This is a genomic window from Candidatus Baltobacteraceae bacterium, assembly GCA_036488875.1.
In the GTDB taxonomy this organism is placed as follows: Bacteria; Vulcanimicrobiota; Vulcanimicrobiia; order Vulcanimicrobiales; family Vulcanimicrobiaceae; genus JAFAHZ01.
Genome location: DASXGW010000012.1, coordinates 281,139 through 295,779 on the forward strand (window position 1 = coordinate 281,139; position 14,641 = coordinate 295,779).

Here is a 14,641-nt window from a genome sequence, read left to right on the forward strand (position 1 = left end):
GTTAGTCCTTGATCCAGCGCTCGAGATCGTGCCGGCGAGAAACGAAGTCGTTGTCGTTGAAGAAAATCGCCAGCTCGCGTTCGGCGCTCGCGGTACTGTCGCTGCCGTGAATCAAATTACGCCCGATCGTCTGCGCGAGATCGCCGCGAATGGATCCGGGTGCCGCGCTCAGCGGATTGGTCGCCCCAATGAGCTGGCGGCAGCCGTCGACCACGTCTTTGCCTTCCACCGCCAGCGCCACCAGCGGTCCGCTCGTGATGAATCCCACGAGATCGCCGAAGAACGGCTTGTCTTTATGCTCTTCGTAATGCCGGCGCGCGCGGTCGCCGTCGAGCTGCATCAACTTCATTGCCGAGACGATGTAACCGCGCCGCTCGAAGCGCGTGACGATTTCGCCGACGAGACCGCGTGAAACGGCGTCGGGCTTACACAGAATCAAGGTACGTTCGATAGCCATAGGACCGCGCAATACCACCCGCCAAACGCCTTTGCCTCCATGCAAGATTCGGGGCCGTACGCCGGCGTGGCACGGGAGCTTTCGGGCAGCGCGTTCGCGCCGATCCGTTACGTGGCGGAAACCGGCAGCACGAACGCCGACGCCGCCGCCCTCTTAGGTGAGGCCGGCGCCGCCGGTCTGACGATCGTCGCCGACTACCAGATGCACGGCTCCGGCCGTAAAGGTCGCAGCTGGGTGGCGCAGCCCGGCACGTCGCTGCTCTTCACCACGATCTTGCCGCAGCCGCTCGCCGCGCAGGACCTGTGGATCGTTCCGTTTTGGACGGTTCTCGCGGTAAAGTCGGCGCTCGGCGAGTGCGGCATCGACGCGTCGGTCGTCTGGCCCAACGATCTGCTCGTCGCCGGGGGGAAAGTCGCGGGCGTGCTTTGCGCGTCGCGCGTTGCCGGCGACAGCGCATGGGTCGCGTGCGGCGTCGGGATCAACGTTCGCCGCCCCGACCGCGCGCCGTTGGTCGTTCCACCTCCGAGTTATTGCGACGACGTCGCGGCGATCGAGCGCCCGCAGCTCTTACGCGGTATTCTTCTCGCGTTCGGCGCATCGCTCGACCTGCTCGGCAACCCGCAGCGCGTGGCCCGACTATGGGAACGCGCGGCCGGATTACCCGGCGCGCGTTACACGCTGCTTGCCGACGGAACGACCGATGCGTTTAAGGCGACGGCGGTGAGCCTTGCGACGGGCGGGGGGCTCGTCGTCACACGCGACGACGGAACGCGCGAAACCGTCTCGCTCGCCGACGTACGAGCGCTGCGCTAAGACGCTATTTGACGATGCCGCCCAGCGCGACGCCCGCGGTAGTGAGTGCGGTTTTCGCTTGAGACTCGACGCCGGCATCGATGCTCAAGCACAGGTTCGAGGACGCCGCGACGTTGGCCGGCTTTGGAATCATCTTCGCCGTCACGCCCGCGTCCTTGAGCGTCTTGGTGGCGATCATCGTATCGGCGTTCGTGCCGAAGAACAAAATCACGTCTGCCATCACCGCACCTACGCCGACTCACCCGTTACGAGTTGGTTTAGGCCTCCGGCAACTTCGTTGAGTTCCGCGACGCGATCCACCGCTTGTTTCATGCGGTTTGCCATCTCTTGCGAGAGCGTGTCGATGACGATCATGTCGCTCTGCAGCTCGTCGTTGAGCGATTTCAGCTCGCCGACTTTGCTCAAATCGCCGCCGCTGATTTGCGCGATGACGCTTCCGCTCTTCTCGACCGCCGCTTTCGTGGCGGTGACTTGATCGCCCGACACCTCGGCGCCCACGACGATAACGCCGAGCTCCTTAGCCGCGTCGCGCACTTGATGGCTGCGCTGCGCGAGGTTCTTGGAAACCGCCTGTACGATCGGAATCGCGATCGCCAGCGCAATGATCATCGCGATGAAACCCCACAGCACCAGGGTCAGCACCGTGTGGTTGATGATGTCGTCGATGCGCGACATGGGGATGCCATACCAGCGCGCGCCGATGACGTTGTTCTGGTCGTCGGCGACCGGATCGATGTGCACCAAATAGAGCGTGCCGCCTTGCGAGTCGGCGCCGGTGTACGCCTGCCCCGTCTTGGCGACGTTCGCGGCTTCGGGCACGACGGCGTCGACGGCACGCGTTCCGTCGGGCTGCTGAATGGTGCTCGCCACGATCGCGTCGCCGTCGAGCAGCGCCGCAGCGCCGCCCAGGGCGCGCGTCGCTTGGTCGACGAGGTCGTAATAATGGTTCATCAGGATGCCGCCGTAGATGGCACCGATGGTCCGCTCGTTCTGGTCGCTGATCGGCGCCGCCGAAACTATGGCGATGCCTTTGTCGACGTGCTCGACGACCTTACCCGAGGCGTCCTTGATGTCGGACTGCGCTTGGGGCGCGAGCCCCTCGCCCTGCAGGAACGACGAGTCGAGCAGCGTGGCCGTACTGACGGTCTCGCCCGTCAGCGCGCGTTGAATGAGCGCGTTGCTCTTGAGCGATCCGCGCTCGGGGCCGTTGGCACGCGCGACCACGTTTCCGTTGGCGTCGACGACGGTCAGGAACGACAGGCCCGAAGTCCGCGCGACGTTCGACAACTGGTCTTGCAGCGCGGCCATGTTTCCGGACTGGACGGCGTGGCGAAGCGCGTCGGAAAGCGCGTCCTGCGCCACCAGCAGCCGGATCTGATCCTTCCGCGAGTCCCAATAGCCGCCGAACGCGCCGCCGCCGTTGGTGACTTGCGTCTTCCCCAAATCGACGAGATCGCGTTGGAGCACGAGTCGTGCCGCAACGACGCTAATGACGAAGAATAACACGATCGCGCCGATGATCGTCCCCAGGAGCCGTGCGCGTAGACTCATCTTCATGCCGTGACTTCCTCCGTGCCGCTGTCGTTGACTTTGAACTCCCTAAACCTAGTATCGATCTGTTTGGCCAGATCGTTCATCTGCTCGACCGAGGTCAGCATCCTCTGGGCCGCATCGGTCACTTCCTTATTGACGTAGGTGAGGACCTCGACCGACGACGCGTTCTGCTGCGATATCGAGGCGATATCGGAGAAGGCCTTGTTGACCTCGTCGGATTGGCGGGTCATCCGCTGGGTCGCGGACATGTTGTCCCCGACCGATTTGGTGATCTCTTCGATCGATCGGATGACTTGATATGAATTAGCGCTCATCGCTCGGGCCACCGAGCTGATCTCGCCGATCTGCTGGTTGGCGGTCAGAACCGCCGACACGATGTCTTGCAAGGCGCCCGACGCCGAGGTGGTGCTGTTCGCGCCTTCCTCGACGCGATCGGTCAGCCGCTCCATCGCGGTGACGACCTCGCCGATGACCGCTTGGGTCGACGCGATGTGCCCCGCGATTTCCTTAGTGGCTTGCACGCTGCTGTCGGCAAGTTTCCGGATCTCGCTCGCGACGACGGCGAAACCGCGGCCGTGTTCGCCGGCGCGCGCCGCCTCGATCGCGGCGTTGAGCGCGAGCAGGTTCGTCTGTTCGGCGATGCGGTCGATCACTTTGACGATATCGCCGATTTGATCGGAGTTGCTGCCGAGCTGCGAGATGTCGCTCGCGAGTTCGTTGATCGTGGAGCGAATCGTGTGCATGCCGTCGACGATCGTTCCGATCGCGCTGCCGCCGCGCTCGGCCGTGCGCGACGTCTCGGTCGAAATTGTCGACAGCGAGTCCACTTGCGCCGCGACCTGCTCGATCGAGCTCGCCATATTCGAAACGGCGAGTGCCGTTTCGTCGAGGCTGCGCGTTTGCTGTTCGGCGGCGGCGGCAATCGACGCGATCGCTTCGGTCAACGACGTTACCTTTGCGACGGCCTCGTCGACGATCTTGGATTGTTCCTGAACGCCCTCGTCGAGCTGACCTTGGGCGACCGCGGCGCCTTCGATTACGGCGAGCGCCGTCGACGCCGTGGTTTGCAGCCCGCCGCCGGCGGATCCGAGTTTCGCGGCACGGTCGTGCAGCTGACCCAGAAAGCTGCGAATCCCGAAGATGAGCTTGTTGAGCGCGACGGCGAGATCTTGGAGCGAGGCGTCCGCGACGGCGATGTTCTTGGTGAAATCACCCTGCGCCACTTCGCGGATCCCGGCCGCCATCGACGCAAGGCTGGTGTGCAGGTTGGCGACGCTATCGCCGCGCGGCAGCGCGACGCGCGAGCCGCCGAGGAACGCCACTTGGCCCGGCGCGATGTCACCCCACTCTTCGTAAGGCGGCGGGTCGCCGTGAAAGATCAGCGCGACGCCGATCCCCACGAAAATCAGGATGATGCTGTCCCAGACCGCGCCCGGGAGCTGATGCGTGACGCGCGCCTCGTATTCCGCGACCCCCGCGGCAGCGGCGACGATCGAACCGAGGGGGAAGCCCGCAAGCGCTGCGGTGAGGGCGATCAGCGCGATCAGCACCACCTCAACCGCCGCAGCGTTGCCGTACCAGATCGAACCATACCACGCTACCGCCGCGCAGAGTGCACCACCCAGCACTGCCAGCACGATACGACTCGGCAATGAGAGCCGAGCTCGCAAGCCGGAAAAGTAGGCGTAGATCACGGGCTACAATATTATGGAAAGCCTTAAGAAAGTCCGCCCCGGCCCAGGCTACTGCTTTTGGTTCCTCGCCCTGGCAATGCGGCGGTCGCAGACCTCGCAGAAGTGCGGCATCTTATTGTCGGTTTCGAAGATGGAGTTCGAGTTGTACATCGCGCAGCGCGCGTTGTAGCAGTGCTTCAGAGCGAAGGCGTGCCCGAGCTCGTGCACCGCCTCTTTGAGCGTCCGCTGAAAGAGCAGGTTCGCGTCGGGTTCTTCCCCGTAGAACTCGGCGCGCAACCGATGGAGCGAGACGGCCGCGACCCCTTGCGCGTCGTCGCCCGCGCCGAAGATGAAGCGGTGCGACGTCTTGTAGAGATCGTAATCGGTGATCGCCAAAAGGATACCGTCGTCTTCGGGGAAGGCGCGCAGCACCTTCGCCGTCAAGGTCGCCAGAAAGAGCTGCTGCCGGGTCGCGTTGAGCGCGCTGCGCGGTACGACGAGCGATCGCTCGACGCGCACGCTTGCCAGGAAACGTTCCTCGAGGCAGAGCGCAAAACGGTCCAAGAATAGCGCGTCGATGGTGTTGACCGGCACGATGCGAATTCTGGAATCCATTCGTGGAGGATGCTTCGACCCTGCAGCGGGATACTCCGCCATGATCGTTGGTATCGGCATCGATCTCGCCGAGGTCGATCGCTACCGCTTCGACGAGTCGACGCTCGCGTGGTTCGCGCGCAAGATTTACACGGACGACGAGATGCGCTACGCGATGCGCAAGCGCCACTGGGCCGAGCGTCTTGCCGGCTTCTACGCCGCCAAGGAGGCAACGCGCAAAGCGTTCGGCCACGCGATACCGTGGCGCTGGGTCGGCGTCGCGCACGAACGCAGCGGCAAGCCGATCATCGAGCTTTACGGTAAAGCGCAGCGTCTGGTCGCCGACCGCGGCATCACGAACATTCATCTGACCATCACGCACACCGCGACCACCGCTGCCGCTGTCGTCATTCTCGAACGATGATCTACGTTCTCGAGCCCGACGCCATGCGTGCGGCCGACGGCGCAGCGATCGCCGCCGTCGGCGAAGATGCACTGATGCGCAACGCCGGCGCGCGGATCGCGGAGCGCCTGCGCGCGATCGCGCCGCGGGGCGGCCGCATCGTCGCCTTCGCCGGGCCCGGAAATAACGGCGGAGATGCGTTTGCGGCACTAGCCGAGTTGGGCAGCGAGTTCGACTGCGCGGTGTACGCGGTCGCCGGGGGGCGGACGTCGGCGGCGCGCGCAGCGGCGGAGGAACGCGCGCGCGCTGCGGGCGTTACGACGCGACCGCTGCCGTCATCGGAACGCGATGCGCGCGCCGCGCTCGAAGGCGCCATCGCCGTCGACGGTCTCTTCGGAACCGGCGCGCGGCTGCCGCTTCCCGATACGTACTCCGGCGCGGTGCGCGCGCTCGATGCGCGCGCGCATCCGGTAGTGTCGATCGACATCCCGTCGGGAGTCGACGCGTTGACGGGCGCGGTCGCCGGCGACGCGGTACGCGCGACCGTCACGGTAACGCTGGGCGCGGCAAAGCCCGGATTGCTGCTGGATCCGGCGCGCGAACGCGCGGGCGAACTCTGGTACGCACGCATCGGCATTGGGGACGCAATCCTTTCGGGTGCGCCGCACACGTACGCCGCACTCGACGACGACGCGTTTCTGCGCGCGCTTCCGGTCCGTGCGACGAGCGCGGACAAGCGCAGCGCCGGTGCGCCGTTGATCGTCGCGGGCTCGGCGCAGTTTCCCGGCGCTGCGGTGCTGTGCGCGCTGGCCGCCGCCCGCGCCGGTGCGGGTTACGTTACCGTCGCGGCGCCTTCGAGCGCTGCGGCCGTCCTGCGCGCGCACCTCGTCGAGCAAGTCGTCGTCGAGATACCCGACGATCTACCGGTAGAGCGCGCGGTCGACGAGCTGCTCGAGATCGAGAAGCGAAATACGGCCGTCGGGATCGGGCCGGGTTTGGGACTCGATAACCGCACCGGCGAGATCGTCGCGGCGTTTCTCGCTCGCACGACGCTGCCCGCGGTCATCGACGCCAGCGCGCTTTTCCATCTCGCAAAGCGCTTAGACGTGCTGCGCGGTAAGCCCGCGGTCGTCACGCCGCACGCCGGCGAGTTCGCGCGTCTCTCCGGCAAGGGCACCGTCGCCCCTGAGGACCGCATGGCGCGCGTGCGCGAGTTCGTCGGGCGTACCGGAATCACGACCTTGCTCAAGGGTCGCGATACGATCGTCGACGACGGCTCGACGGTTCACCTGAACGTGACCGGAACCAACGCACTCGCGACCGCGGGTACGGGCGACGTCCTCACCGGGACCATCGCGACCCTGCTCGCGCAAGGCTTGTCCCCGGTCGATGCGGCCCGGACCGGCGCGTACTGGCACGGCCTCGCGGGGCAGATCGCGGCCCGGCACCGCCCCGTCGGGGTCATTGCCGGCGACGTCGCCGCCGCGCTGGCCGCGGCACTCCCAAGCGTCGACGCCGAGAACCGTGCGGCATTCCGGCAATCGCGGCGCGGCGACCTCTGGCGTATTTATTGATTCTTCATCTCTTCGAGTTACGTCTAAGCCGTGGAACGTATACGTCCGACGCTCTTCTTCATCGCTATTGTCGCCGGCGCGCTTTTGGCCGCGTGCGGCGGCGGCAGCGCTCCGGCCGGGTTCTTTTCATCCGGCTCGCCGCTTCCCGGGCTTCGGCTTTCGCCCGAAGCAGTTACAGTCGTCGTCAAGCCGCACGCACTCTCGTTTAGCAGCCTCGGAACGTCGTTCGCACAGAAAGTCGTCGTCTCCGAAAAAGGCTACAAAGACAAGTTCGTCGAGCACACCACGTGCAAAGGCATCGCCAAAGCGGCACCGCTCTCCGGCGAAGGGCCGAAGCTGACGGTAAAGGTGACGCCGCTCGGTACGGGCACGTGCGCGATCACGTTTCAAGACGCCAAAAAGCATAAATCGAAACTTGCAATCGTCGTCAGCACCACCAAGCCGACGCCGTCCCCGAGCTCGTCGCCGACGCCTTACTCCACGCCCACGCCCACACCGTGCCCGTCTTGTCCCACCCCGACGCCCCGACCAACCTCCACGCCGAATGCCGGAACGATCTTCGTTACGTACGCGGCTTCCACCGCGCACCCCAACGTCGTCGCCTACGACGCCCAAGGTAATAAGAAAACGACCGGCACGTGGGGCAGCTCGGGAAGCAGTCCGCAGAGCATCGCATGGGCGCCAGGCGATCTGAATTGGTTCTACGTGGTCAACGGTGGCACCAACACCGTAAAAGTCTATTCATCATCGGGTGGACAGCTCTCCAGCTTCTTCACCGGGGTAACTGCAGCCGGAGCGATGGCGTACCCGTCGGGAGTTTCGAACCTCCTCTACGTCGCGTCGACGAGCCAGCATACGATCTACGCGTACGACGAAGACGGCAACGTCAAGTCTGCCGTTACGTTCCCGAGCAGCGGCATCGACACGAACCTCGGCGGGATCGCGTACGATTCGCACATGTCGCGAATCTACGTGGCGAATACGTCGAGCGGCAAAGTCGAATATTACTCGACGAGCGGTTCGCTCGGCAGCTCGATCTCGTCGCCGTGCACGTGCACGCCCAGCACGATCGCGTTCGATTCGAATAACAACCACATCTATGTGTGGTGGAGCGGGACCGGCGGCGGCATGTCGGCGTACGACGAGACCGGCAGCACCGTGACGCTAACGGGAGGTTCGGGAACCCCCTTCGGCGGGTTGTCGTCGCCCAATGCCATCGTCGCCAACACGGTTAACGGCTATCTCTATATAACCGACGGCACGAGCGTCAAAGTCTTCGATGCAACTGGCGCGACGATCTCAACCCTAGGAACGTTCTCGCCCGGATTTACCGTCACGTCGGCTAACGGCATGACCATCAAGCCGTAGCGGGGCTGCGGCCGAGCCGTCGATTCGTCCGATACCTTAGGGGTGAGCGTTCGCCCCTATTTTCTTTTGCTCGCAGCAGCAGCGACCGTTAGCCTGCTCGGCTGCTCTGCGCACGCGTTGACGCCGAACGCGCCTGACTTCGCGCCCAGCGCGCACCGCACGTATCGTTCGCCGCTGACGCCGGGCGTCGTCATACCGCTCTACGTGCAGCCCGGCAAAACCTGGAAGGCCGTCATCAAGGCGAAGCTCGCGCACTCATCCGTGCCGATCGTCTTGATCGCCAACGTCGACAACGGGCCGGGCACCGCGGTCGACTCGAACTACGTCACCTTTATCGAAAAAGCTCAAATGGCGGGCATCTACGTGCTCGGCTACGTTTACACGAAGTACGGTAAGCGCTCCGCCACGCAAGTCGACGCCGACATCGCGCGTTGGGAAGCATTCTATCTCACCGACGGCATCTTTCTCGACCAGATGGCGCCCAACGCGCCATCGTACTATCAAGCCGCGACGACGTACGCGCACGCACACAGCCTGTGGTTCGTCATGGGAAATCCCGGCAGCGACGCTCTGGGCAGCTCGGGGCCGGACGTCATCAACTTCTACGAGCGCGCCGGGTATCCGAAACTCGGATTCTTACGCGAACCCGCGCACGTGTCGTATGGCAGCGGTAAATGGAGCTACATCGCCGGTGCGGTACCGTTCAATGCCGCGAAAATCAAGGCAACCGCAAAATACGTCGCCTATCTCTACGCCACCGACGGAAAAGAGCCGGAATGTTACTGCCGGCTCCCGTCGTATTTCGCCTCGCTCGTCGCGCTGCTCGATCCGAACTAAGGCAGCAGCGACTTCAAGCCGTCTTCGTCGAGAATCGTGATGCCGAGCTCTTGGGCCTTTACGAGCTTGCTCCCCGGCTCGCTTCCGACGACGACGTAATCGGTTTTTTTGCTTACCGAGCCGGTCACCTTACCGCCGGCCGCAACGATCATCTCCGCGGCTTGTTCGCGCGTGAGCGCCGGCAGCGTTCCGGTCAACACGAACGTCTTCCCGGCTAACGCGCCGGCCGCCGCGCGCGCGCGTTTGGGCGCGGTGACGGCCACGCCGGCCTGGCGCAGACGCTCGATCATCTGCACGTTCGCGCGTTGCGTGAAGAACAACCCAACGCTCGCGGCCACCTCGGGACCGATACCTTCGCTGGCTTTGAGCTCGTCTTCGGTCGCGGCTTCGATTGCGTCGATCGAACCAAAATCGCCGGCGAGAATCGTCGCAGTCTGTTCGCCGACAAAGCGGATGCCCAGTCCGTTGAGCAGGCGCGCCAAGCCGCGCTGCTTTGATTTTTCGATCGCGGCGAGCACGTTGCCGGCACTCTTCTTCCCCATGCGGGGAACCGACAAGAGCGTGTCGAGATCGAGCGAGTAGAGATCGGCAATGTTTTTGACGTAGCCGCCCGAGGTCAGCTGCTCGGCGAGCACGTCGCCCAGACCTTCGATATCCATCGCACCGCGCGACGCGTAGTGGCGAACGCGCTCGTACACTTGCGCCGGACACGACGCGTTCGTGCATCGCGACATCGCTTCGCCCGGCGGATGATCGACCGCCGAGCCGCACACGGGACACCGGTCGGGCATTTTGAAGCGCCGTTCTTTGCCGGTCCGTTCCGACGCAATCGGTCCGACGACTCGCGGGATCACGTCGCCCGCGCGCGTGACGAGCACCGTGTCGCCGATGCGTATGTCGTTGCTCGCGATGTACTCGGCGTTGTGCAAGGTCGCGCTCTTGACCGTCACGCCGCCGATCTGCACCGGCTCGAGCACGGCATTGGGATTTAGCGTTCCGGTGCGCCCCACGGTAACGAGGATGTCGCGCAGCTTCGTCCGCGCCTCGCGCGGCTTGAACTTGAACGCGATCGCCCAGCGCGGATCGCGCGCCACGACGCCCAAGCGCTCTTGCAGCGCGAGATCGTTCACCTTGATGACGACGCCGTCGATCTCGTAATCGAGCTCGTCGCGCCCGGCTTCCCACTGCCGGCAGTACGCGACGACGTCTTCGATCGTGCCCGCGCGCCGCACGTTGGGATTGACAGGGAAACCGAAGCGCTTGACGAGTTCTAACGAATCCCACTGCGTCTCGAGGTTCACACCGTCGCGCAGCTCCGCGATTTGATACGCGAAGAACGACAATCGCCGCTCGGCGGTGAGTTTTGGATCGAGCTGACGTACGCCGCCCGACGCCGCATTGCGCGGATTGGCGAAAACCGGTAAGCCGCTTTTTTCCCGCGCGAGATTGAGTTTCTCGAAATCGCTTTTACCGAGGAAAACCTCGCCGCGCACTTCTACGAATGCGGGCGACTCGCGCAACCGCAGCGGAAGGCTTTTGACGGTTCGCAAGTTCGCCGTGACGTCTTCACCGGTACGGCCGTCGCCGCGAGTGCCGCCCCGCACCATCGCGCCGCGTTCGTAGTCGAGCGCGATCGCCAAGCCGTCGATCTTGAGCTCGCACACGTATTCGACCGGACCGCCCGCCGCCTTGCGCGCGCGCTCGTCGAACGCGCGCAGCTCGTCGTCGGAAACCGCGTTCGCCAAGCTGAGCATCGGCCGCGCGTGCTCGTACGACCCGAAACGCTCGGAAGCGGGCGCACCGACGCGCTGAGTAGGCGAATCGGGCGTGCGCAGTTCCGGATGGCGCTGTTCGAGGTCCAGCAGCTCGCGAAACAGCACGTCGTACTCGGCATCGGTCATAGCCGGATCGTCGAGGACGTAATAGCGGTAGTTCGCCTCCTCGATCTGCGCGCGCAGCTCTTCCGCTCGAGCCTCGGCTAACAGGCGCTCCGCCTGCGGCTCCGCCGCCCCCCGCGCGGCAGAGCCGCTGGGGCCCCCCTTCGTTCTCATTTCTTGGGCGTGGAAACTTGAATCGGATAACCGTCGGGGTCGCCGATAACGGCGACGCGCCCGAACGACTCGTCGTATGGATCTTGAAAGACCGGTACGACGAGCGCGACGCAGTCCGCGACGAACTTGTCGACGTTGTCGACGGTGAAGCCGAGCTGCAGCGAGCCGGGACGCACGGCCAGCAGCTCGCTTTTATTGTGCAGACCCAGCGTCGTGCCGTCGCCGAGCTCGAACTCGACCCAGCGCGGCATGTGGTCGGAGATGACGCGCAGACCCATCACGTCTTTGTAAAAGCTGCGCGAACGAACCAAGTCGGAGCAGACCAGCATCACGATTGAAAATCGAGCCATGGTTGTGAAGGCTAAGCTTCGACGGCGACGCGTTCGCCCTTCGCGAGATCGTCGAGAACCGAGAGGTTCTCGCGTTCGAGCCGCTCCAGTTCGGCGGCGTCGGGAAGGTGATGCCCCACCGCCCGCTCGTCGCTCAATACGGGCGCCAGATAGCGTCCGGTGAACGAAGCGGCCGCCGTCGCGACTTCCTCCGGCGTGCCGGTCGCGATCACCGTACCGCCGCGGTCGCCTCCTTCGGGACCAAGGTCGATCAAATAGTCCGCGGTTTTGATCACGTCGAGGTTATGCTCGATGACCAGAACGGAGTTGCCCGTGCTCACCAGTCGCCCGAGCACCTCGAGCAGCTTGTGGATGTCGGCAAAATGCAAACCGGTCGTGGGTTCGTCGAGCACGTAGAACGTTCGTCCGGTCGACCGGCGCGAGAGCTCCGTCGCAAGCTTGACGCGCTGCGCCTCGCCGCCGGAGAGCGTGGTCGCCGGCTGGCCCATTTTGATATAGCCTAAGCCGACGTCGCAAATCGTCGTGAGCTTGTTGCGGATGCGCGGAATGTTTTCGAAAAACGCATTGGCTTCGTCGACCCGCATCTCGAGCACGTCAGAAATCGTCTTTCCCTTATATTTGATTTCGAGTGTCTGCGCGTTGTAGCGCTTGCCCTTGCAAACTTCACACGGCACGTAGACGTCGGGCAAGAAGTGCATCTCGATCTCGATGATGCCGTCGCCTTCGCACGATTCGCAGCGTCCGCCCTTGACGTTGAAGGAGAAACGCCCCGGCGTGTAGCCGCGCATGCGCGCGTCTGGAACCATGGAGAACAGCTCGCGAATGTGGTCGAACGTCCCCGTGTACGTTGCCGGATTGCTGCGCGGCGTTCGGCCGATCGGCGATTGATCGATGACGACCAGTTTGTCGAGCTGGTTCGCGCCCTTGACGGTGCCGTACGTTCCGCCCGGCGCCTGTCCGTGCAGATGCTGGTTGAGCGCGCGAACCAAAATGTTGTTGACGAGCGTCGACTTCCCGCTGCCGCTCACCCCCGTCACGCAGGTAAACGCGCCGATCGGAAAACGAACGTCGACGCCGCGGATATTGTTGGCGTTCGCGTTGCGCACTTCGAGCCAGCCGCGCGGCGTCCGGCGGTGCTTCGGAATCGGGATGAACTTGCGCCCCGACAAATACGCGCCGGTCTCCGACGCGGGGTTCGCGAGGATCTGCTCGAGCGTTCCCACCGTGAGAATCTCGCCGCCTTCGGCGCCGGCGCCGGGCCCGATGTCGACGACGACGTCGGCGGTGCGCATCGTATCCTCGTCGTGCTCGATGATGATCAGCGTGTTGCCCAGATCCCGCAGCGTCTTGAGCGTCGCGAGGAGCCGGTCGTTGTCGCGTTGGTGGAGACCGATCGACGGTTCGTCGAGAATGTAGAGGACGCCGACGAGCGCGCTTCCGATCTGGGTCGCAAGCCGAATGCGCTGCGACTCGCCGCCCGACAGCGTCGTTGCCGATCGCGACAACGTGAGATAGTTCAGTCCAACGTTGTTGAGGAATCCGAGCCGCGCTCGGATCTCCTTGACGATTTGATGCGCGATCTGCGCTTGGCGCTCGGTCATTTGCAGCCTGCGAAAGAACGACTCGACGTTCTCGATCGACATCCGCGTGAGCGCATCGATGTTCGAATCGCCCACCGTTACGGCCAGCGCCTCGGGTTTCAGGCGCGCGCCCTTACACGCCGGACACGTCGAAGCCGACATGTACTTTTCGATGTCTTCCTTGACGTATTCGCTCGACGTTTCCGAGTAGCGCCGCTGGAGATTGTTGACGACGCCCTCGAACGAGGATTTGTACTCCCACGTCTTGCCGCCGCGCGAGGTGTACTCAAACGTCTGCTCGCGATCGGTGCCGTAGAGAATTAGGTCGACGACCTCTTCGGGCATCTTTTCGATCGGAGTCGACATCTTTACGCGGTACCGCCGCAGCACGCGCTCGAGCTGCTGCAGGTAGTAGGGATTCATCGACGGGTACTTGCCCGTACCCAGGCTGCGGCTCCACGGAACGATCGCGCCGTCGGCAATCGACTTACTGTGATCCGGGATCACTTTCCACGGATCGATCTCGATCTTTTCGCCGAGACCGCTGCACGCAGGACAAGCGCCGTACGGCGAGTTGAACGAAAAGAGCCGCGGCGCCAGCTCTTCGAACGAAAGTCCGCAGTAGACGCACGCGAACGCTTCGCTAAACGTCAGCTCCTTGGCATCAGTGACGACGGTGACGATGCCGGTCGATAAGCGCAAGGTCGTCTCAACCGAATCGGTCAGCCGCTTGCGAATGTCGGGCTTCATGACCAACCGGTCGACGATCACTTCGATCGTGTGCTTGCGCTTCTTGTCGAGAACGATTTTGTCGCGCAGCTCGCGCGTCTCGCCGTCGACCCGAACGCGCGCGAAACCCTCTTTCGCGGCTTCCTCGAACAGCTTGGTATGCTCGCCCTTGCGGCCGCGCACGAGCGGCGCGAGCAGCTGAATCCGAGTCCCCTCGGGCAGCTCCAGAATCGAGTCGACGATCTGTTCGCTCGACTGCGTGCTGATCTCGCGACCGCACTTGTAACAGTGCGGCGTCCCGATGCGTGCGAAGAGCAAGCGCAGGTAATCGTAGATTTCGGTGACGGTGCCCACGGTCGAGCGCGGGTTGCGCGACGTGGATTTCTGATCGATCGAGATCGCGGGGGACAGCCCCTCGATGTAGTCGACGTCGGGCTTCTCCATTTGCCCCAAGAACTGCCGGGCGTACGACGACAGCGACTCGACGTAGCGCCGCTGTCCCTCAGCATAGATCGTGTCGAAGGCAAGCGACGATTTCCCGGAACCCGAAAGTCCGGTAACGACGATCAGACGGTTGCGCGGCAGCACTAAATCGACGTTCTTGAGGTTGTGCTCTCGCGCGCCCTTAATAACGATGGAGTCTAGCGGCGGCATCTAC

The 14,641-nt window shown here is 64.0% G+C and carries 13 protein-coding genes; 5 read left to right on the forward strand and 8 right to left on the reverse strand.

Annotated features, from left to right (window positions below; all coding sequences use genetic code 11):
• Position 1: 1 nt before the first annotated feature.
• On the reverse strand, positions 2 to 457 hold the full coding sequence (ndk, locus tag VGG89_14325; GenBank protein ID HEY1977724.1) for a nucleoside-diphosphate kinase: 456 nt from the start codon (positions 455 to 457) through the stop codon (positions 2 to 4).
• A 39-nt stretch (positions 458 to 496) separates the two neighbouring features.
• On the opposite strand from ndk, the gene VGG89_14330 reads away from it, so the two are divergent.
• Positions 497 to 1,270: a biotin--[acetyl-CoA-carboxylase] ligase gene (locus tag VGG89_14330; protein ID HEY1977725.1), complete on the forward strand. Its 774-nt coding sequence runs from the start codon at positions 497 to 499 to the stop codon at positions 1,268 to 1,270.
• A gap of 4 nt (positions 1,271 to 1,274) precedes the next feature.
• Here VGG89_14330 and VGG89_14335 read toward each other — a convergent pair whose 3' ends face one another.
• Genes VGG89_14335 through VGG89_14350 form a run of 4 tightly spaced genes read right to left on the reverse strand, consistent with a single transcriptional unit; the run spans position 1,275 to position 5,112 of the window.
• Complete coding sequence (locus VGG89_14335) at positions 1,275 to 1,490, reverse strand: putative Se/S carrier-like protein (protein ID HEY1977726.1); 216 nt, start codon at positions 1,488 to 1,490, stop codon at positions 1,275 to 1,277.
• Between the two features lie 8 nt (positions 1,491 to 1,498).
• Positions 1,499 to 2,827 (reverse strand): cache domain-containing protein, encoded by a 1,329-nt coding sequence (locus VGG89_14340; protein ID HEY1977727.1) that lies wholly within the window; start codon positions 2,825 to 2,827, stop codon positions 1,499 to 1,501.
• Complete coding sequence (locus tag VGG89_14345; protein ID HEY1977728.1) at positions 2,824 to 4,518, reverse strand: methyl-accepting chemotaxis protein; 1,695 nt, start codon at positions 4,516 to 4,518, stop codon at positions 2,824 to 2,826. The genes VGG89_14340 and VGG89_14345 overlap by 4 nt, the downstream gene beginning before the upstream one ends.
• A gap of 48 nt (positions 4,519 to 4,566) precedes the next feature.
• Positions 4,567 to 5,112 (reverse strand): archaemetzincin family Zn-dependent metalloprotease, encoded by a 546-nt coding sequence (locus VGG89_14350; GenBank protein HEY1977729.1) that lies wholly within the window; start codon positions 5,110 to 5,112, stop codon positions 4,567 to 4,569.
• A 40-nt stretch (positions 5,113 to 5,152) separates the two neighbouring features.
• On the opposite strand from VGG89_14350, the gene acpS reads away from it, so the two are divergent.
• From acpS to VGG89_14370, 4 genes are read left to right on the forward strand one after another with little or no spacing between them, the layout of a single operon-like run.
• A complete protein-coding gene (acpS, locus tag VGG89_14355; GenBank protein ID HEY1977730.1) occupies positions 5,153 to 5,515 on the forward strand; it encodes a holo-ACP synthase in 363 nt (120 codons plus the stop codon).
• A complete protein-coding gene (locus VGG89_14360) occupies positions 5,512 to 7,068 on the forward strand; it encodes an NAD(P)H-hydrate dehydratase (protein ID HEY1977731.1) in 1,557 nt (518 codons plus the stop codon). Before acpS ends, VGG89_14360 begins: the two co-directional genes overlap by 4 nt.
• Before the next feature lie 30 nt (positions 7,069 to 7,098).
• The gene (locus VGG89_14365) at positions 7,099 to 8,436 is read left to right on the forward strand and encodes an SMP-30/gluconolactonase/LRE family protein (protein ID HEY1977732.1); all 1,338 of its coding nucleotides are present in this window, start codon (positions 7,099 to 7,101) and stop codon (positions 8,434 to 8,436) included.
• Between the two features lie 42 nt (positions 8,437 to 8,478).
• A complete protein-coding gene (locus VGG89_14370; GenBank protein ID HEY1977733.1) occupies positions 8,479 to 9,273 on the forward strand; it encodes a spherulation-specific family 4 protein in 795 nt (264 codons plus the stop codon).
• On the opposite strand, the gene ligA is transcribed toward VGG89_14370, so the two are convergent.
• The 3 genes from ligA to uvrA are packed head-to-tail and all read right to left on the reverse strand — an operon-like array spanning position 9,270 to position 14,637.
• Positions 9,270 to 11,324 carry an NAD-dependent DNA ligase LigA gene (gene ligA, locus VGG89_14375; GenBank protein HEY1977734.1) on the reverse strand — a complete coding sequence of 685 codons (2,055 nt, stop codon included), beginning with the start codon at positions 11,322 to 11,324 and terminating at the stop codon, positions 9,270 to 9,272. The two genes, VGG89_14370 and ligA, sit on opposite strands and share 4 nt — an antisense overlap.
• Positions 11,321 to 11,674 carry a VOC family protein gene (locus VGG89_14380; GenBank protein HEY1977735.1) on the reverse strand — a complete coding sequence of 118 codons (354 nt, stop codon included), beginning with the start codon at positions 11,672 to 11,674 and terminating at the stop codon, positions 11,321 to 11,323. Before VGG89_14380 ends, ligA begins: the two co-directional genes overlap by 4 nt.
• Positions 11,675 to 11,685: 11 nt before the next feature.
• Positions 11,686 to 14,637: an excinuclease ABC subunit UvrA gene (gene uvrA / locus VGG89_14385; protein HEY1977736.1), complete on the reverse strand. Its 2,952-nt coding sequence runs from the start codon at positions 14,635 to 14,637 to the stop codon at positions 11,686 to 11,688.
• Positions 14,638 to 14,641 lie beyond the last annotated feature (4 nt).

Bases quoted from the DNA above. Each gene is read 5' to 3' on its own strand.
- VGG89_14330 (HEY1977725.1), top strand. From the start codon at position 497: ATGCAAGATTCGGGGCCGTACGCCGGCGTGGCACGGGAGCTTTCGGGC.
- VGG89_14380 (HEY1977735.1), bottom strand. From the start codon at position 11,674: ATGGCTCGATTTTCAATCGTGATGCTGGTCTGCTCCGACTTGGTTCGT.
- acpS (HEY1977730.1), top strand. From the start codon at position 5,153: ATGATCGTTGGTATCGGCATCGATCTCGCCGAGGTCGATCGCTACCGC.
- VGG89_14360 (HEY1977731.1), top strand. From the start codon at position 5,512: ATGATCTACGTTCTCGAGCCCGACGCCATGCGTGCGGCCGACGGCGCA.
- VGG89_14340 (HEY1977727.1), bottom strand. From the start codon at position 2,827: ATGAAGATGAGTCTACGCGCACGGCTCCTGGGGACGATCATCGGCGCG.
- ligA (HEY1977734.1), bottom strand. From the start codon at position 11,324: ATGAGAACGAAGGGGGGCCCCAGCGGCTCTGCCGCGCGGGGGGCGGCG.
- VGG89_14350 (HEY1977729.1), bottom strand. From the start codon at position 5,112: ATGGATTCCAGAATTCGCATCGTGCCGGTCAACACCATCGACGCGCTA.
- ndk (HEY1977724.1), bottom strand. From the start codon at position 457: ATGGCTATCGAACGTACCTTGATTCTGTGTAAGCCCGACGCCGTTTCA.
- uvrA (HEY1977736.1), bottom strand. From the start codon at position 14,637: ATGCCGCCGCTAGACTCCATCGTTATTAAGGGCGCGCGAGAGCACAAC.
- VGG89_14335 (HEY1977726.1), bottom strand. From the start codon at position 1,490: ATGGCAGACGTGATTTTGTTCTTCGGCACGAACGCCGATACGATGATC.